At 64.8% G+C, this 17753-nt stretch carries 16 protein-coding genes, 1 tRNA gene and 1 pseudogene; 10 read left to right on the forward strand and 8 right to left on the reverse strand.

The genetic code is table 11. The annotated features are described in order from the left end of the window. The 3 genes from A5650_RS23060 to A5650_RS23070 form a co-directional block, all read left to right on the forward strand. The coding region (locus A5650_RS23060) for a lysylphosphatidylglycerol synthase transmembrane domain-containing protein (RefSeq protein WP_197501956.1) at positions 1–660 on the forward strand (660 nt) is incomplete at its 5' end. A gap of 124 nt (positions 661–784) precedes the next feature. Continuing rightward, the gene (locus A5650_RS23065; protein WP_067297404.1) at positions 785–1729 is read left to right on the forward strand and encodes a cyclopropane mycolic acid synthase family methyltransferase; all 945 of its coding nucleotides are present in this window, start codon (positions 785–787) and stop codon (positions 1727–1729) included. Between the two features lie 80 nt (positions 1730–1809). Continuing rightward, complete coding sequence (locus tag A5650_RS23070) at positions 1810–2688, forward strand: cyclopropane mycolic acid synthase family methyltransferase (protein WP_197501957.1); 879 nt, start codon at positions 1810–1812, stop codon at positions 2686–2688. Between the two features lie 3 nt (positions 2689–2691). On the opposite strand, the gene A5650_RS23075 is transcribed toward A5650_RS23070, so the two are convergent. Beyond that, positions 2692–3942: a KasA/KasB family beta-ketoacyl-ACP synthase gene (locus A5650_RS23075; protein WP_067297409.1), complete on the reverse strand. Its 1251-nt coding sequence runs from the start codon at positions 3940–3942 to the stop codon at positions 2692–2694. A 79-nt stretch (positions 3943–4021) separates the two neighbouring features. On the opposite strand from A5650_RS23075, the gene A5650_RS23080 reads away from it, so the two are divergent. Both A5650_RS23080 and A5650_RS23085 read left to right on the forward strand, forming a co-directional pair. Next, complete coding sequence (locus A5650_RS23080; protein WP_067297412.1) at positions 4022–4408, forward strand: DUF2237 family protein; 387 nt, start codon at positions 4022–4024, stop codon at positions 4406–4408. Between the two features lie 54 nt (positions 4409–4462). After that, on the forward strand, positions 4463–4945 hold the full coding sequence (locus A5650_RS23085) for a hypothetical protein (RefSeq protein ID WP_067297415.1): 483 nt from the start codon (positions 4463–4465) through the stop codon (positions 4943–4945). 15 nt (positions 4946–4960) lie between these two features. Here the strand turns inward: A5650_RS23085 and A5650_RS23090 are convergent, their stop codons facing one another. Together A5650_RS23090 and A5650_RS23095 are read right to left on the reverse strand one after the other, a co-directional pair. Continuing rightward, positions 4961–5815, reverse strand: coding sequence for a phytanoyl-CoA dioxygenase family protein (locus tag A5650_RS23090; RefSeq protein WP_067297419.1), 855 nt, complete (start codon positions 5813–5815; stop codon positions 4961–4963). A 155-nt stretch (positions 5816–5970) separates the two neighbouring features. Further along, positions 5971–7470, reverse strand: a pseudogene (locus A5650_RS23095) (carotenoid oxygenase family protein). 96 nt (positions 7471–7566) lie between these two features. Between A5650_RS23095 and A5650_RS23100 the strand changes: the two are divergent. Continuing rightward, on the forward strand, positions 7567–8121 hold the full coding sequence (locus tag A5650_RS23100) for a TetR/AcrR family transcriptional regulator (protein WP_067297435.1): 555 nt from the start codon (positions 7567–7569) through the stop codon (positions 8119–8121). Between the two features lie 480 nt (positions 8122–8601). On the opposite strand, the gene A5650_RS23105 is transcribed toward A5650_RS23100, so the two are convergent. Continuing rightward, positions 8602–8880, reverse strand: coding sequence for a hypothetical protein (locus A5650_RS23105; RefSeq protein WP_067297422.1), 279 nt, complete (start codon positions 8878–8880; stop codon positions 8602–8604). A gap of 273 nt (positions 8881–9153) precedes the next feature. On the opposite strand from A5650_RS23105, the gene A5650_RS23110 reads away from it, so the two are divergent. Beyond that, on the forward strand, positions 9154–10392 hold the full coding sequence (locus A5650_RS23110; RefSeq protein ID WP_197501958.1) for a lipase family protein: 1239 nt from the start codon (positions 9154–9156) through the stop codon (positions 10390–10392). A 62-nt stretch (positions 10393–10454) separates the two neighbouring features. On the opposite strand, the gene A5650_RS23115 is transcribed toward A5650_RS23110, so the two are convergent. The 3 genes from A5650_RS23115 to A5650_RS23125 all read right to left on the reverse strand — a co-directional run bounded on the left by A5650_RS23115 (position 10455) and on the right by A5650_RS23125 (position 15836). Beyond that, positions 10455–11405, reverse strand: coding sequence for a glycoside hydrolase family 26 protein (locus A5650_RS23115; RefSeq protein WP_197501959.1), 951 nt, complete (start codon positions 11403–11405; stop codon positions 10455–10457). Between the two features lie 87 nt (positions 11406–11492). Continuing rightward, positions 11493–13757 carry an acyltransferase family protein gene (locus A5650_RS23120; RefSeq protein WP_082950904.1) on the reverse strand — a complete coding sequence of 755 codons (2265 nt, stop codon included), beginning with the start codon at positions 13755–13757 and terminating at the stop codon, positions 11493–11495. 258 nt (positions 13758–14015) lie between these two features. Continuing rightward, on the reverse strand, positions 14016–15836 hold the full coding sequence (locus A5650_RS23125; protein ID WP_231992760.1) for a glycosyltransferase family 2 protein: 1821 nt from the start codon (positions 15834–15836) through the stop codon (positions 14016–14018). Between the two features lie 250 nt (positions 15837–16086). Between A5650_RS23125 and A5650_RS27210 the strand changes: the two genes are divergently transcribed. Continuing rightward, positions 16087–16257: a hypothetical protein gene (locus A5650_RS27210; protein WP_197501962.1), complete on the forward strand. Its 171-nt coding sequence runs from the start codon at positions 16087–16089 to the stop codon at positions 16255–16257. Between the two features lie 105 nt (positions 16258–16362). Here A5650_RS27210 and A5650_RS23130 read toward each other — a convergent pair. Further along, positions 16363–16445 (reverse strand) — tRNA-Tyr (locus tag A5650_RS23130). Between the two features lie 106 nt (positions 16446–16551). On the opposite strand from A5650_RS23130, the gene A5650_RS23135 reads away from it, so the two are divergent. Next, the gene (locus tag A5650_RS23135; protein ID WP_067297432.1) at positions 16552–17043 is read left to right on the forward strand and encodes a YajQ family cyclic di-GMP-binding protein; all 492 of its coding nucleotides are present in this window, start codon (positions 16552–16554) and stop codon (positions 17041–17043) included. A 160-nt stretch (positions 17044–17203) separates the two neighbouring features. After that, positions 17204–17753, forward strand: a 550-nt coding sequence (locus A5650_RS23140) for an NAD(P)-binding domain-containing protein (protein WP_197501960.1), incomplete at its 3' end; no start/stop codon positions are given.

The following is a 17753-nucleotide window of genomic DNA, read 5'->3' on the forward strand; positions in this document are numbered from 1 at the left end:
GTGGGTGGGCTGGCGCTGTCGGCGCGCTATCTGCAGAAGGGAGGCGTCAGCCCGATGCGCGCGACCACCGCCGTCGCGCTGCAGCAGTCCGTTCAGGTCATCACCCACCTGGGGCTGCTCATCTTCTTTTCCACCGCGGCGGGCGTGTCGGCAGACCTGTCGCGCTTCGTCCCGAACGTGACGCTGTTGTATCTGATCGGCGGGCTGCTGCTCGGGCTGGTCGGCACGTTCCTGTTGGTGCCGAAGCTGCGGCGGTGGTTGGCGACGGCGGTGCGTCCGCGGCTCGAGGAGGTCGTCGGCCACCTCATCGCGCTCGCGCGGGAGCCGCGGCGGCTTGCGGTGATCATGGCCGGGTGTGCCGCCACGACGCTGGGTAACGCGTTGGCGCTGTGGGCCGCGATCGAGGCGTTCGGGGGCGACACCTCGTTCATCACCGTGACGGTGGTGACGATGGTCGGCGGCACGCTGGCCTCGGCCGCGCCGACGCCCGGCGGTATCGGGGCCGTCGAGGCGGCGCTGATCGGCGGATTGGCCGCGTTCGGCATGGCCGCATCAGTCGCCGTGCCGTCGGTTTTGCTGTATCGGGTGCTGACGACGTGGCTGCCGGTGTTCGTCGGTTGGCAGGTGATGCGCTGGATGACGAGGAATTCGAAAATCTAGGGCAAATGTCGTGGTGCCACCCCCCGGCACCGTCATCGTCGGAGGTACTGTTTCTCACATCGTGTCGAACAGAACTGCGCGATTAGCCGAATATTCGTCCGTCGATCAGTTTTAAGGTTGGACCGTGGCAGGAACGTCAGATACACAGCAGAGCAAGACACCGCAGGCGCAGTCGAAGTGGCTGTCCAAATCCGCGTCGGAGACCCGTGGCTCGGACAAGAAGGAAGTCCAGTTCCACTACGACATCTCCAACGAGTTCTTCAGGCTCTGGCAAGACCCCTCGCAGACCTACAGCTGTGCGTACTTCGAGAAGGATGACTACACCCTCGAACAGGCGCAGCGGGCGAAGGTCGATCTCTCGCTCGGAAAGCTGGGCCTGCAGCCCGGTATGACGCTGCTGGACATCGGCTGCGGCTGGGGCTCGACGATCCAGCGGGCGGTGGAGAAGTATGACGTCAACGTGATCGGCCTGACGCTCTCGGAGAACCAGAAGCGCCACATCGAGGAAAACCGGTTCGCCAACATCAAAAGCGACCGCAAGATGGAAGTTCGCCTGCAGCCGTGGGAGGAATTCGAGGGCCGGGTCGACCGGATCGTGTCGATCGGTGCGTTCGAGCACTTCGGCTTCAACAAGTACGACGACTACTTCAAGAAGACCTTCAGCTGGATGCCCGACGACGGCGTGATGATGCTACACACGATCATCATTCCCGAGGATGAGGAGATCAAGGCGAAAGGCCTGCCGCTGACCATGTCCCGGGTGAGATTCATCAAGTTCATCATGGACGAGATCTACCCCGGCGGACGTTTGCCACTGGCATCGATGGTGCGCGAGCACGCAAACAAGGCGGGCTACACCATCACCCGCGAGCAACACCTGCAGCCGCACTACGTCAAGACGCTCGATACCTGGGCAGCGAACCTGGAAGCCAAGAAGGACGAGGCGATCGCGATCACCTCCGAGGAGATCTACGAGCGCTTCCGCAAATACCTGACCGGTTGCGCCGATCTTTTCCGCGATGGGTACACCGACGTCGCTCAGTTCACGTGCGAGAAGGCGGCTGCTTAGCCGGGTCAGCGGAAGTGCGATATAAAACTTGGTCGTTACGGGGTCGTCGGGGTTCCGTAATCGCATAGGAGGCCAAAGAGATGTCGGATAGTTCGGGGACGACGACGATGAAGGTGGCGTACGAAGACGTACAGGCCCACTACGACCTCTCGAACGATTTCTTTGGTCTCTTCCAGGATCCGACGCGGACCTACAGCTGTGCGTACTACGAGCGCGATGACATGACGCTCGAAGAGGCGCAGTACGCCAAGATCGATCGCGCCCTTCGCAAGCTCGACCTCAAGCCGGGGATGACGCTGCTCGACGTCGGCTGCGGCTGGGGCTCGGTGATGAAACGCGCGATCGAGACCTACGACGTCAACGTCGTCGGGCTGACGCTGAGCCGCAACCAGCACGCGCTCGGCCAGCAGATCCTCGACGCGGTCGACACGAACCGCTCCCGGCGGGTGCTGCTCAAGGGCTGGGAGGAGTTCGACGAGCCCGTCGACCGCATCGTGTCGATTGAGGCGTTCGAGGCGTGGCCGAAGTCGAAGTACAAGGCGTTCTTCGACACCTGCTACCGCGTGATGCCCGACGACGGCCGGATGGTGCTGCAGACGATCATGGGCCACCCGCTCAAGCGCTGGCCTGAGCTCGGCATCCCGATCGTGATGTCGGACCTGAAGTTCATGCGGTTCATCGCCAAGGAGATCTTCCCCGGCGGCGCCGTGCCGTGCGACGAGGACGTCTACGAATACGGCGGGAACGCCGGCTTCAAGGTCGCGGACTTCGACGACATGACCACGCACTACGTGCGGACGTTGGACACGTGGGCCGACAGCCTGGAGGCCGCCAAGGACCAAGCGATCGCGGCGACGTCACAGGAGGTCTACGACAGGTACATGAAGTACCTGCGCGGCTGCTCGGACTTCTTCTCCCGCAACGTCAGCTACGTCGGCCAGTTCACGCTGACCAAGTAGCGCTCAGTAGGCGCCGAACGCCAGCGAGACGTTGTAGCCGCCGAGCCCGAACGAGTTGGTGACCGCGTAGCGGTAGTCGCCGCTGCGTGGGCTCTCGGCGACGACGTCGAGGTCGATCTGCGGGTCGAGATCCTTGAGGTTGAGCGTGGGCGGGACAACCCCGTCGCGCAGCGCCTGAACCGTCAGCACGGCCTCGATGGCGCCCGCGGCACCCAGGGAGTGGCCCAGCGCTGCCTTGGGCGAGTACACCGCCGGGGAATGGTCGCCGAACGCCTTGCGGATGGCCCGCGCCTCCGCCAGGTCCCCGTGCACCGTGCCGGTGGCGTGCGCGTTGATGTGGTCGATGTCGGCCGGCGCCAAGCCGGCCAGTTCGATCGCCCGGCTGATCGCGTCGCCGGCGCGTTCGCCGTCGGGGTCGGGCTCGGTGATGTCGTAGGCGTCAGAGGTCATCGCCGCGCCCATCAGCCGGGCCAGCGGCTTTGCCCCGCGCGCCTTGGCGTGCTCCTCGGTTTCGACAATCATCAGCGCACCGCCCTCGCCGAACACCATGCCGTCGCGGTCCTTGTCGAAGGGCCGGCAGGCGCCCGCCGGGTCGTCGTTGTTGGTCGACAACAGATTTTGCAGGTCAAACGCCGCGACCGGCACCGCCTCGATGTGGGTCTCGACCCCGCCGCAGATCACCACGTCGGCCTCGCCGAGGACGAGCTGTCGCCAAGCCAGCGCGATAGCCGCGGCGCCCGAGGCATCGGCCATCACCGGTGATATGACGCCGGCTTTCGCCTTGCGGTCCAGTCCGACCGCGGCGGCCGCACCGTTGGGCATGTACATCTGGATCGTCAGCGGGGATACGGCACGCAGACCCTTCTGCCGCCAGAGGTCGTGCTGGAGCGGGATCTCCTCGGTGCTGCCCAGCGCGAGCCCGACCGACACCCCCAGCCTGCGGGTGTCGACGTCGGGGTTGCCCGCGAGCTCCCAGAGCCGCCGGCTCAGGACGGTGGACATCTTCTGCATGTACGACGTACGGCGGCGCTCGACGCGGTCGAGCTGTTCGTCGAGATCTTCGAGGATCGCGCCCCCAATGCGCACCGGTGAGTCGAACTCGTCGATGAACCACTTGTCCAGCGCCCGGATACCGCTGCGACCCTGCTGGAGCAGCTGCCAGGTCTCTTCGGCGTCGGTGGCCAGCGATGTCGTTGAGACGACCGCGGTCACCACGATGTCGGGAAATCCGTCGCCAGTCCTGAGCGCGGCCATGCCGGATGCTCCTCGTCTGATCGCCTGAGTAATTTCGGGTAGTACTGAATATTAGGACCCTCCGAGACGACGGACGAATGTGGCTGAACTCAATGTGCTCGGTGAGCCGCTGCAGCCGTGCAGTTCCGACCCGATGACCGGGTTCTACCGCGACGGGTGCTGCTCGACCGGCCCGGAGGATCTCGGCAGCCACACGATCTGCGCCGTGGTGACCGCGGAGTTCCTGCTGCATCAGCGGTCGATCGGCAACGATCTGTCCACCCCGCGCCCGGAGTACCGCTTCCCCGGCCTACAGCCCGGCGATCGGTGGTGCGTCACCGCGGTGAACTGGCTGAAGGCCTATCAGGACGGCTACGCCGCGCCGGTGGTCCTGGCGTCGACGCATGAGCGCACGCTCGAGATCATCTCGCTCGACGCGCTGCGCGAACACGCCGTCGACGTGCCCGACGACCTCGGATCGCTGTAGCCCACTTTCGTCAGAACGCCGTCAGCGCGACCGGCCCGTCCTACCGTGAAACCCATGGCAGAACAATCCCCCGCTGTGGAGCCCTCGCATCCACCGGACAAAGTGCTGCGAGCGATGAATCCGCTGATCGGCAGGTTGCTGCGCACTCCCCTGGCCGGGCCGCTGCGCAGTCGCATGATGGTGATCGACGTCGTCGGCCGCAAGAGCGGGCGCCAGTACTCAATTCCGGTGAGCGCGCACAGGATTGATGGAGAGCTGTATGCGCTGACCTCGGCGCCGTGGAAGAACAATTTTCGCGACGGGGCCACCGCCGACGTGGTGCTCGACGGCCGGACGACGAAGATGCGCGGTGAACTGTTGACCGACACCGCGCTCGTCGCCGAGTTGTCGCACCGCTTCGCGAAGGCCTGGGGACCCAAGCGCGCGCCGGCGATGATGGGGCTGAAGTTCCGCGACGGCGGCATTCCGTCGGTCGAGGACTTCGCCGACGTGGTCCGTCGGGAGCGGATGGCCGCCGTGCGGTTCACCCCCGTGTAGCGAATTGGGTAGCGGTCAGGGCTCTTCGAGGAGCCTCAGCGGATGCAGCCCGTCGACCGCGCCGACGAACGGCGGGTGGATGCTGTAGCCGATCATGCGACGGATGTCGTCAGAGACCTCCCGCGCGGTGTCGCGGGATATCGAGAAGGTGAAGGTCTCCATCGGCCGCAGCCACGGCTGGCAGTATTGCGCGGTGACGGCGAGTCGGTCGGTCTCGGTGGTGTTCGCGCCGCCGCCGTGCCAGAGCGTGCCGACGAAGAAGACGCACGAGCCCGCGGGCATGACGACGGGCATCGCGGGGTCGTCCGGTTCGGGGCGGCGCCTACCCCAGCGGTGGCTGCCGGGATAGAGCACGGTGGCGCCGTTGTCGGCGGTGAAGTCGTCGATCGCCCAGATCGTCGCGGCGGCAAGCGGGTCGCGCGGCCGCGGGATCGGATAGAAACCGTCGTCGTGGTGAGCCATCTGGGCGGTCTCACCGGGCTGGATGTTGATGGCCTGCAACGCGGACAGCAGGTAGTTGTCCATCAGCAGCCGGTCGAGAAGCGCCAGCACGCGCGGATGATCGACCAACCGATCACAGACCCGCGTCCTGCTCAGCAGGCTGTAGATGCGCTGCGTGTGTCGCCCCTCGAACGCGTTGCGCCCGGTATGCGCGAGCCAGGGTGCGACCGTCTCCTTGATCTGCCGGCACTCGTCGGCGCTGAGCAGGTTCGTCCAGATGAGGTAACCGTCGCGGTCGAGGGTCGCCATGTCGGCGTCGACGACCGCCTGGTCCACCTCGGCACCGCCGGTCGGTGTCCACCTGTATCGGCGGGCCAAATCGCCGCGCAGGTCCTCCAATGTGGTGACGGGCTCGTCGTCGATGCTCATCAGCAGCCCTCCCCTGCGAATCGGTCGGCCTATGCAAACACTGGACCTCGCCGCGGCACCGGTCAAGCACCTAGGGCTCTGCCCTCTTGGCTCGTTGGTGAATCTGGCGACGGTTGCGGGCGCCAGATTCACAAATCGCGCGCGGTACAACGGTGTCAGCGGGAGCGCGGGGCGAAGTTGCCGTGGAAGCCCTGCGGGATGTGGTGGCGCAGGTTGGCGGCGGCGATCGGACCGGCGGCGATGTCGGCCGCGTCGAAGATCACCAGGCGTGACGTGTGCGTGCGCGCCAGGTATTCGACGGAGAGCACCCACCCGTCGTCCTCTGTGGTCGCGTGGGGTTTGGCAGCGAAAACCGGCTCGCAGAAGCTGTTTCCGGCCTCGGACGTGGTGTATGTCGACGTGGAGGAGTCACCCAGATCGAGCCTGGTGATCGAGTCGTAGAACGAAAGAAGATGGTGGCGCGTGTTGACGTAGGCGTACCGATGTTGGCGACCCTCGACGGCGTCGCTGTGACGGGGAAACTCGCAGGGAAGATCGGATAGCGCTTCGGCGAGGACGCGTCCCGACCGTGTGAGGCGGTAGCGCATGAACGTCGAGGGTGCGTCGTCGAGGGGTGCGACGTGGAAGCGGTTGAGTCGCTGCAGGAGTCGGCCGTCGTCGTAGGTGATCACATCGATGACGGTGTCGCCGTCGTCATCGAAGGCGTTGCTGAGGTGGAACATCAGAACGGCGTCGTAGTCGATGGTGCGAATCTTCCCGCCGTCGCGCGGCACCAGGATGAACACGCTACCGCGCTCGGGTCGATACCGCATGGCGTCGCCCATTGGCTTGAGCCCCAACAGGACCGGCAGCGCGGCCGGGATGATCGGCGAGACCACGAACACCAGATGGCTCTCCGTCATCGCGAAGTCGTGCACCATGGCGACGTAGGGCAGTCGCGCCGAGCGGAAGTGCTTCAGCCGACCTGTCGGATCGGTGCGATAGATCCGCAGATGCGGCCGCGGGATGAACTCGACGCCGAAGTTGAACATCTCTCCGGTGCGCGAGCAGAAGCACGGATGCGCGGAATACGAACCGATCCAGCGCAATTCGCCGCCGAACCGGCGGACACCGATGGTTTCCAGTGTCTCGGGGTCGATCTCGTGCGGCGGCCCGCCTTCCCACAACGCCTACAGCCGGCCGGCGTGCTCGACGACGTTGGTATTGGCCAGATTCGGTGGGAGGCGACCGATGTTGGACTTGATGCCTCCGGGCGCGGCGGTGCCCATGTGGTTAAGCCCGGTTTTGCCGAGATAGTGGTTGGTCCGCACGTACCTGTTCTTGTAGTGAACGGAGCCGTCGGCGATGGTGAATGCGGAGAGCATGCCGTCGCCGTCGAACAAGTGGTGCAGAGGCCGACCGCTGTGGTCCTGCCAGCGGCCGGGCCCGTTGCGGTACAGGGTTCCGTCGAGCTCGGCCGGGATGGTCCCGTCGATGTCGTCGACCCGGTAGTCGTATTCGGTCAGTTGCGGCTCGCTGACGCCGAGGCTGCGGAGGTCGGCATCGCTGAGCATCGTGAGCTGCGCCATCAGCTGGTCGCGCTCGCTGACACGAAGGGTCCCGAGATAGCGGTGGAGTTCGGGGAGATCGGACCCGCCGGTCGACGCGCTGGGCATGGACGTTTGGGTCACCGTGCGCTCCTCTACTGAGACTAATCCGCAATATAGTCTCAGTTCAGCGGCGGGCGCAATGTGCTGGGGTACAAAGAATCGGTGGCCAGGACTCGTTCGTCGTCACAACTGGTGCAGGCCGCACTGGCGTTGATCAGCGAAAGCGGCCTGGATCGGCTGACCCTGAGCCAGGTCGCGGAACGTGCCGGCGTATCGCGCGCCACGGCCTACCGCGAGTTCGGCGACAAGGACGGGCTGCTGGGCGCGATCGCCGAGCAGGAGATCGGCGCGATGATCGCCGCGACGCTCGCGGCCTTCGACCCCGACGCCGATCCCAGCGCGCAGACGGCCGCTGTCGTCACCACTACGCTGCGGTACCTGCGCAATCACGAGGCGTTCGTCTACGTTCGCGATCACGAACCCCACTGGCTGCTCGATGCCGGGCTGCCCGTCGGCAACGATCGGATGAACCTGGTGCGGACGGTGGCGGCGATGGTTGCGCAGGCAATTCCGGATTCCGACCAGCTCGCCCTGACTCCGATCGCCGCGGCCGAAGTCGTCGTCCGGACCGTCCTGTCGCACACGCTGATCGAGGACAGCGCGCTGACCGACGAGGAAGTTGCCGAGGTGGTCAGCCGCGCCATCAGCCGGCGATGATCGCGGCGGGCTTACCTGACGGATAGGAAAAGCTGACCTCGAGGGCGTGAAGTCTGGCTTTCCGGCGATTCCGCGGACGTTCGACGGGCGCAACGATCGATGCCATGACCACAACCGTCACGACCAAGGTCTCGATCGTCGACGCTACGACCGAGGCGGGCAGCATCGATTGGCTCACGCTGGCCGACGAGGTCTTTCCGGCCGACGCACTCTGGGCGTGACGCCTGTCAAGGGCGTACCGGAGTCCGACTGGAGAAGTCTTCAGCATCCTGGATCGCGGGCTCGGCCTCGGCGTTGCTGCGGCACGCGACACTGCGATCGAGACGGTCTGCCCGAGTACCTCGAAGCGCCAACCCCAGCATCAAGCGGCTCTACGCCGCCCACGGATTCGACAAACTCGACGTCATCCGGGCAGGATCGCCGCCTCGACCCGGCGCGAATAAGGCTGCACCACAGATGTTCAGGAGCGAGGGGTGCGGTTCACCCGCGCGGCCGCCCGCGACCACCGAAGTAGATCTTCTCGGTGATCGCCTGCCAGTCGGCCACAAGCGCATCGAGCCGACCATTCTTGTCCGCGAGCCCGGTCACGGTGTTGCGGCGCGTGATTTCATCCTGTCGCTTCGTCGCCGGGGCGGGCTCGACGTGATGACCGGCGGCAGCCTTGGCTTGCGGCAGAAGAGGGTCGCGCTGCGGTGCCCACGCACTCCGCCGGATCATCCGGGCGCGGCGAATGGCCACCATGAATTCGGGATTCACCATTCCGCCCAGGCGGGACGATCGAGTTCCCGGTCATTCCAGTGAGTGGACATGCATCAATGGTGATGGGTTGAGGCGCTGCTTCACGATCGCCAAGAAGCCAGAATCCGCTGTTGCAACTGGGGGATTTCCTATCCCGGCGGCAAGCAACCCAGGTCAGCCGGGCACCGAATCGCCGACCCAATGAGTCCTCGGCATCGCTTGAATGAAATAGAAAAGCCACTGACGGCTGACTCCTATGCCATTCTCGTGGTCAAGGGAACTAAGGGGACCGACGTGAGCTCGAGGTTCATGGGGCGGCTGTTCGGCGTACTCGCATGCACGCTGCTCGCCGCGTGCAGCACATCCCAGCCCGCCACACCTTCCAGCACGGTGCCCGAAGGCATGAACTACACCCGACAGATGCCCAAGATCGCTACCGACGACATGGCCGCTCGCGGCACCGTGGTGAGCTCGTCGGACCGCACCCCCTTCGATCTCAGCCAGCTGCCCCCTGGCACACGGGCCCACACGATGGTGTACCGATCGGTATCCGGTATCACGGGTTCACCCACCGAGGTCTCCGGTGCGGTATTCATTCCGCCGGGCGACCCACCGCCGCAAGGTTGGCCTGTCATCGGATACGCGCACGGAACCGTCGGGGTGACGCCTGACTGCGGGCCCACCGTTGATTCTCGTCTGCTCGGCGACATCATCCCGATCGCGATACAGCTCAACCTCGGCTACGCCGTGGCATACACCGACTACGCGGGCCTGGGCAAGCACGCCGGGTCAAGCGAAGACGCCGCCACATCACACGCTTACCTGGAGCCGAAGTCGGCCGCCTTCAATCTCATCGACGCGGTGCGAGCCGCCCGCGCCGTGGTACCACAGTTGTCACCGCGCTGGGTGGCGCTGGGATCGTCGCAGGGCGGTGAGACCGCTTGGGCCGCCGCCGAGTATTTCGCGGCCTACGGGCAGGGCACCGATCTGCTCGGCGCCGCGGCGCTCGTTCCTACGCTCGACATGTCCGGACTGGTGGAGCGGGCCCAAACCTCCACACTGACCACCGACCAGATGTTCCTGTACCCGAATGTGATCGAAGGTCTGGCCGCGGTCGACAAGACGATCGACCCGGACAACTATTTGCACGGCGTTCTACGCGACGACAAGGAAACCCTGCTTGCCTGCCTGCCGCCGGCTTCCGAGGGTAAGGAAGCGTTAGCGGGGAGTTTCCTACCCTCGGATGCCAAGCCGTCCACGGCGATAGCGGCCAGCCGACTGCGGGAGCGCCTCACCTCCTATGCGCTACCGCAGCAGCCGACCAAGGTCCCGCTGCTCGTGATCTACGGCGGCTCCGACCAGACCGTCCCTCCCGAGTGGACCGAGGTCGCCATGGGCCGGGCTTGCGCGCGCGGTGACACCATCCTGCGAATCCGCATGGAAGGACAAGGACACAAGCTCGATCCCGGCGCGGTATTGGGCCAATGGATCGCCGACCGTTTCGCCAACGTCCCGGCAGTCGGCAACTGCTGAGACGACGGTTCGGCGCGTTCAGCGATCGCTTTCGGCGCTTCGAGACTTTCGCGGCGTCCGGGCTACCAGGGCGCCAGCGCGGATTTCGCCGCAGCAGTGGTGACGGGTGAGCTCGTCAGGCGCCAGTCGGGCTCATCCGGGCGCCCGTCGACCTCGAACCAGATCAGCCCACGGACATCGGTCGTGACGAGCCACCCCAGGAACGCTTCGATCCAGCGCGCTTTGTCTCCGCCTTGGTCCCCGCAACCGACCTCGTTGATCCACACACTCTTACCCGGCGCGAGTTGGGTGACAAGGGCCAACGTGTCGCCGAAAAGATCGGCGGGCTCCGTCCATCGATGGCCTGGCCGGTCGCCGAAGTTGTATCCATCAATGCCGACGACGTCGACGAAGTCGTTGCCGGGATAGGACCGTGAGATTGCCTCGACATTGCCGTTGATGATTGCGTTCGGACACCACACCCACTCCACGTTCTTGGCGCCCGCCTCGTCGAATATGCCACGCACTCTGCGGTAGGCCGCGACGTAATCTTCCGGCGAGCCTCCCGGCGCTCCGGCCGACCATGGGTACCAGTCTCCGTTCATTTCATGTGCGAACCTCAGCAAGAACTGCTGGCCATAGGAGGCCGCCTGCTTTGCCCAGCCGCTCACATAGGAGTCGTAACGACCACCAGCGATCTCTGCCGCCGTGTAGGCACGTTGCACCTTGCCCGCGTTCGGATCCCACGGCTCCCAAGTCAACTCGGGTCTGCAGCCGGCGGACACGGCCTCGTCCAACAGCGCGACGGGCAGCGGCTTGGCCCAGGCGAACGCGTCGTAGACGGTCAGCACCTGCAATTGTTTGCTCAGTGTCTGCGCGGCAGCCTGTGACCGGTGCAGCGTCGCTTCCTCGAGACCAGTTGCCGCCAGCCCGAACAGCCGCGATTGGGCTGACTGGGTCTTCTGGCATCCGCCCGCAACCGTCATGGCGAACGCCGCTAGAGGGATCGACGCGAGCACGCTGCGACGTGACACTCTGGTGCCACCCGATCCGTTGGGCAACGACCGCCTCCTGACCGTCATGTGTTCGGCCGAGACACACCCTACGGGAGTGCAGCGATGTCAACGACCGCTCAGGTCGATTCCCTTCTCACGGATTTGCGCCTGCATTGCTGGCAGCAGCGCCTTGACCGCAGTGGCTGTCAGGTGCGAGTCGTCGCGATAGAGCAACGTGCCGTTGCGGACCGCAGGGCACCGGTTCGCTTCACATAGATAGGGGTTGACGTCCAGCACGGGAATGTCGAGATTCTCGCCCCGAACCTGGTCTGTCACTATGGGTTCGGTTCGGCCGACGTTGTTGAGGTCGAACTCGCACTTGGACCAGTCGTCAGTGGCGCCCGAAACGCACTCGGGCATGTTTCTCTTCGGGTACGGCGTATCCCGCAGATAGATCAGCTTCGCGCCGGTGGACCGCAGTTGGTTCAGCGACTGATCCCAAGCGGTCTTGAACTCCTGGTAGTCCGGCACGTACGTGGACAGCGATCCGATCACGATGTATTTCGGTTTCAGAGCGACGATCGCCTTGATGCTGTCCTCACGCCATCCGAGGCAGTCCGACTTGGTGAACGGGTCGGTGCGGCCGTCCCTGGGCTGCAATGCCGCAACCGGGCACGCCGCCTTGGTGAATTGGTTGAGACGCCAGTTGTTTTCGCGGGCCACGACCTGCATCACAGGCAGCCACTGCTGTGCATGGCTGTCGCCGAACAGGACTGCCGGCACACCGTCGGCCGGACCGTCCACGCAGGTATTCGGATTCGCTCGCTCGCCCAGCGGAACGAGGCACTCGTCGCGCTCTGGCCGGTCGTCGAACGCCTTGAAGGGGTTCGGCGTGACCGGGCCCGATGTCACACCGGCCGACGCACCGAAGACCGATTCGAAGCTCACCGACGCATTTGATGAGGACACTCCGCTTGCACGGTTGACCGCCAATACACCGAGTGTCATTGCCATGGCGGCGGCTACGACAGTGCCGGTCAGCCCGACCGACAGCGAAGCCTGCAGATTGCGCTTCAGTTCGCCCGACGACATGATCGGACGTTCGACCAGCGCTGTGGAGGCCCACGCCGCCACGAGCGCCCCACCCATCACCGCCACCAGCGTCGGCCAACTGGTGATCCCCGTGTGGGTCTTGAACAGCACCAGCGCGGGCCAGTGCCACAGGTACCAGCCATAAGAAACCTTGCCCAGCCACCGCAGAGGTCGCGCAGAAAGGAACCACCCCACGGCCGGTGCACTGTTGGCTGCCAGCTGGCCGGCCACGATGATCGCGGCGGCACCGAATGTCGGAATCAATGCGGCCACGCCCGGATAAGGCGTCGTGTGATCGTAGGTGACTGTCGATACCAGCACCGCTGCGAGGCCAGCCCAACCCAGCCCCCACATCGCCACTTGCACGGGCATTCTCGTCATCAAGCCGGTGAGCAACGGCGCCGCAATCGCAACCAACGCGCCTACGCCGAACTGCCACGCGCGCGTGTGAGTGGCCATATAGGACAGCACGGGGTCGCTGCTCGTCGACCGCAACGACAAGAACAATGACACCGCGGAGACCACGCCTACTCCCCATCCCACGACCATGCGAGTAGACCGCCCCGTGCGACGCGCCAGCATGGCCAACGCTACGAGCAGCAACGGCCAGACAAAGTAGAACTGTTCCTCGATGGAAAGCGACCAAAAGTGTGTGGCGACGCTGTCGTCTGACGCTCCGGCCAGATAGTCCTTGCCCGCGGCGATGAAGCGCCAGTTGGCCATGTTCATCGCCGCCGCCAGGAGGTCGAATGCCTGACGGAAGACCGACAGAAGCGGCATCAGGAACCAGACCGCGATCGACGTCACCACCAGAACCAGCGCAGCGGGGGGAATGATGCGGCGAGCTCGGCGGGCGTAGAAGCCCCGGAACGACAAGCGTCCGTTGCGTTCGTACTCGCGCAACAACAGGCCGGTGATCAAGAAGCCGGAGATGACGAAGAACACGTCGACGCCGACGAAGCCGCCGGCCATGTGCGGTACACCCGCGTGGAACAGGACTACCAACGCGACAGCAACGCCGCGCAGGCCTTCCACATCGAGGAAGAAGTGATTGCTTGACTTCTTGCCCGTCGGCTGGGCTTCCGCCTTTTTCGGGGGCGGCGGCGTCGGGACGGCAGCGGTGCGCGGATCTCGATCGATGACGTGCTGTGCTGCACGCTGGCGAACCGGCGCGGACTGACGTACCGGAACCGGCCGCGAAGGCGTGCCAGGCGTCCGTGCCAAGCGCACGGTCCGCGCGGCGTCAGCCCTCACGCCCGGATGGATCCTCGTGGTCGGTTCTTCCCAGTACCTGGTCATGAAGAAATGGTCGCGATTTCGCGGCGGTTCCGTAATCGTTGGGAAGCCAGATTCCGCTGCAGGGAGGGGAGGGTTTCCTATCCGCGGGGTAAGCAGTCGCGGGTCCGAACCCGCGATCAGTGCCTGAACGACCGGCGATGGATTGTTGACCCGCGTCGGCGGTCAGGTTCGGGCCGCTCTCTCAGAGACTATCAATCTTGCTGGGAGACTGAATATTTGGTTACGTGAGATCGGAGCGGAGGCGCAGCGCGGTCGTCCTCACGCGCCCCAGGGGATCATCAGGTCGAACCACCCCGAAGCGATGGCACCGGCCATCGCCAACGCAAGGGTGTAGCAACCGGCCTCGTAGGCGGAGATCCTGTTGGGATTGCGGCGTCCTCGCGTTGTGCCGTTGTCGGTCGAGGCAGTTGCGGCGTTGCCACTGGCTGGGCGCGACACGGACTTGCTGAGTCTGGGCCACAAGATCTTGAGGAATTCTGTGAACAGCGGCAGCGCGACATACGTGTAGAGGCACACGAACATCGCCATCAGCCAGAACCGGCGCACCCCGTAGGTATGAATGTCGTAGATGACCACGCCCCAGAACGGCACCAGCGACAGCACGATTGCGACCGCGCCTACCCGGCTGATGCTGCGGGCCAACGGATTGGGGCGGTTCATGGCGCCGGTCGGAACCCACCCCGCTGACCGGCCGCGCAGTTTATGCATGATCGCGATGAGGTGGGCGTAGCTGTAAGCCATTTGCAGTCGTAACACCTCGAAACGCCAGCGGCTCTTGGAAACCAGCGGAATGACCACCAGATACACCCAGAGTCCGACGAGAAACGGCACGAACTGTGCAGGCTGAACCTGGTCCGGAAAAAACGCGGCCATGATCATGCCGGGCAGATAGAGCGCGATCACGTTGACGGCAGTGGTGATGTAGTAGAACAGGCCGGCCCAGAAGCAAAGCCGCTGCCGCAGTGTCATCTTGACCCTTCGGCCGTCGAGGTTGGCGTTGTGCAGCTTGACCAAAGACCCATTGCACCACCGGTATTGCTGGTTGAGGAATCCGGCCATGTCCGATGGGCACAAGCCGCGGGAGACCACCGCAGGCACGTAGCGGGTCTGGTAGCCGGCCTGCATCAAATGCAGTCCGGTGTGAATGTCTTCACTGTGCTCGATCTGAGCGAATCCTCCAGTGGCTTCGAGGGCTTTCCGTCGATAGAGCGCGCAGGTACCGACGCAGATGGCCGCGTTGAACCGGTCCCGGGACGGCAGGATCCAGCGGTAGAACAACTCCTGGGTGGCGCCCGCCGTGCGCTGAATCCAGTTCAAGTCTTCGCCGCTGTCGAAGTACTGCGGGCTCTGCACGATTCCGATCGAGGGGTCATCCATGTACGGCACCAAATGCCGCAGGAAATCGGGCCGCGGGCAGAAGTCGGCATCGAGTATGACGATGTGGTCACCGGACGTGCGGTCGAAGGCGTATTGGAGGTTACCGGCCTTCTTCAGATGCCCGCGATTCGAACGCACGATGTAGTGAAACCCGAACTGGCGCGCGAGTTTTCCGACCTCGGCCCGATCGCCGTCGTCGAGTACGTAGACCTCGATTCTGCCCGCCCACTCCATCGCCTTGACATGCGTGTAGGTGTTGCGCAGAACGGCCACATCCTCTCCATAGGTTGGAAGGAAGACGTCGATGGTGGGCGCCTCGCCTGCCGGGGCCCAACCCTCGACGAGCGCGCGATGCGCTTTCGCCGACACCCGCCGGGAGTTGAAGCTCGTCAGCGCCGACAGCACGGTGCCGAGGACATTGAGCCCCAACACGACCAACATGGGCCACAAGATTTTGACCGAAGCCAGCGCGAAGTGCAGCAAGCTCCATCCCGCCAGGCCGTAGGAAGCCATCAACAGCAGCGTCACCCATCGCTGCTGCGGCCCGAAGTAGGAGTACACCTCGTTGTCGGCCGGCGGAGCGACCAGTCCTTCGGTGTCGACTTCGACGGGCTCGAGCCGTTCGGTCAGTTGACGGTCGTCCAGCACAGCGACGGCGCTGCCTTCGAGGCGCTCGGTCAAAACCTCGTGCCGCTCCGCCACAGTCTCGCGCGGTACTGCGAACCCCAGGGTGGAAAGCGTGGGTGTGTGATGGCGGCTTGGGCGGCGGTCTGGGCGAGGCCGGTTACCGCGGAGATCGGGCCGATGCCAGTAGCGACCAGAGTCGGGCTGATGCCCCTCGCTGCTGCACTCTGGTCGAATCCAGTCATGACGGGGCTCGGGGCGATGCGCGTCGTGGTGCCCTGGTTGCCGATTAGGTCTCGGACGCGACGCCAACGCCACCGTTGTGGTTTTGTCCAAGACCGTGCCGCCGGTGAAGTTGCCGTTCGAAGTCATGACGGAATACTCGCCGTCGGCGGCTGATTCGGTAATCGCCCGCGAAGCGAGAATCCGCTTTCGGCAGGGAAGCTTTTTCTATCCGTGCGGTAAGCGGCTCGCTGACGATCCGGTACCGGCCACGTGAAGCCGGTTCAGAGACGGCGCCGCGGCTGGATCGTCTGCGGACGCACGGCGGATTGGCGCCTGCCTAGGTGTCGCGGGGCCGGAGAAAATTGGCCCCTGACCAGGGTGGCAGGTGCAGGATTCGAACCTGCGTAGGCGTAAGCCGACGGATTTACAGTCCGCTCCCATTGGCCGCTCGGGCAACCTGCCTGGGTGCTGCACCGGCCGGGTGACCCGGTTTGGTGCGACTTGCAGGGTACAACGAGGATGGGCTCAAGACGAAAACGGCACCAGACCATCAGAGAGGACGGATCCAATGGCGGATTCATCGTTCGACGTCGTGAGCAAAGTCGATCGCCAGGAGGTGGACAACGCTCTGAACCAGGCGGCCAAGGAGCTGGCCACCCGCTTCGACTTCCGCGGCACCGACACGTCCATCGAGTGGCAGGGCGAGGAGACGGTCGTCATTACCAGTTCGACCGAGGAGCGCGCCAAGGCCGCCGTAGACGTCTTCAAGGAAAAGCTGGTCCGCCGCGACATCTCTATGAAGGCGTTCGACGCCGGCGATCCGCAGGCGTCGGGAAAGACTTATAAGGTCAGCGGCCAGATCAAGCAGGGCATCAGCAGCGAGCAGGCCAAGAAGATCACCAAGCTCATCCGCGACGAGGGCCCCAAAGGCGTCAAGGCGCAGATCCAGGGCGACGAGATCCGCGTCAGCTCCAAGAAGCGCGACGACCTTCAAGCCGTGATCCAGTTGCTCAAGGGCGCCGACCTCGACGTCGCGCTGCAGTTCGTCAACTATCGCTGATCCACACCGCTCGCGAAGGCTACGTCAGGGTCGTGACGTCGCGTCGGACCGCCGTCCTGGTGTTGATCTCGCGAAAGCGGCACGCAGAAATCGGGTTAGCGCTGCCGCGGCGTTCCCGAATCGGCCCTCGATTTCGGCCGTCCGACCTACCCTGATCGGCATGGCACCTCAACAACGCGTACCCCAAGTCGTCGTCCTCGGTGGAGGCTCGTGGGGCACCACGGTGGCGTCCATCTGCGCCCGCCGCGGGCCGACGCTGCAGTGGGTGCGCTCCCAGGAGACCGCCGACGACATCAACGTCAACCACCGCAATTCGAAGTACCTGGGCAACGAGGTCGCGCTTCCCGAGAGCTTGAAGGCGACGACGGACTTCACCGAGGCCGCCTCGTGCGCCGACGTCATCGTCATGGGCGTGCCGTCCCACGGCTTCCGCGGCGTGCTCACCGAGCTGGCCAAGGAGCTGCGGCCGTGGGTTCCGGTGGTGTCGCTCGTCAAGGGCCTCGAACAGGGCACGAACTTTCGCATGAGTCAGGTCGTCGCCGAGGTGCTGCCCGGGCATCCGGCCGGCATCCTGGCCGGGCCGAATATCGCGCGCGAGGTGGCCGAGGGGTACGCCGCGGCCGCGGTGCTCGCGATGCCCGACCAGCAACTCGCCGCCGACCTGGCACGGCTGTTCCGCACCAAGCGGTTTCGCACCTACACCACCGATG

Origin of the sequence: Mycobacterium sp. 1164985.4 (genome assembly GCF_001668575.1) — a bacterium.
Lineage (GTDB): Bacteria > Actinomycetota > Actinomycetes > Mycobacteriales > Mycobacteriaceae > Mycobacterium.

What these genes read in the sequence shown, in the direction of transcription:
- A5650_RS23070 (WP_197501957.1), top strand. Translation starts at nt 1,810, where the DNA reads ATGTCGGATAGTTCGGGGACGACGACGATGAAGGTGGCGTACGAAGAC.
- A5650_RS23075 (WP_067297409.1), bottom strand. Translation starts at nt 3,942, where the DNA reads ATGGCCGCGCTCAGGACTGGCGACGGATTTCCCGACATCGTGGTGACC.
- A5650_RS23085 (WP_067297415.1), top strand. Translation starts at nt 4,463, where the DNA reads ATGGCAGAACAATCCCCCGCTGTGGAGCCCTCGCATCCACCGGACAAA.
- A5650_RS23090 (WP_067297419.1), bottom strand. Translation starts at nt 5,815, where the DNA reads ATGAGCATCGACGACGAGCCCGTCACCACATTGGAGGACCTGCGCGGC.
- A5650_RS23105 (WP_067297422.1), bottom strand. Translation starts at nt 8,880, where the DNA reads ATGGTGAATCCCGAATTCATGGTGGCCATTCGCCGCGCCCGGATGATC.
- A5650_RS23120 (WP_082950904.1), bottom strand. Translation starts at nt 13,757, where the DNA reads ATGACCAGGTACTGGGAAGAACCGACCACGAGGATCCATCCGGGCGTG.
- A5650_RS23135 (WP_067297432.1), top strand. Translation starts at nt 16,552, where the DNA reads ATGGCGGATTCATCGTTCGACGTCGTGAGCAAAGTCGATCGCCAGGAG.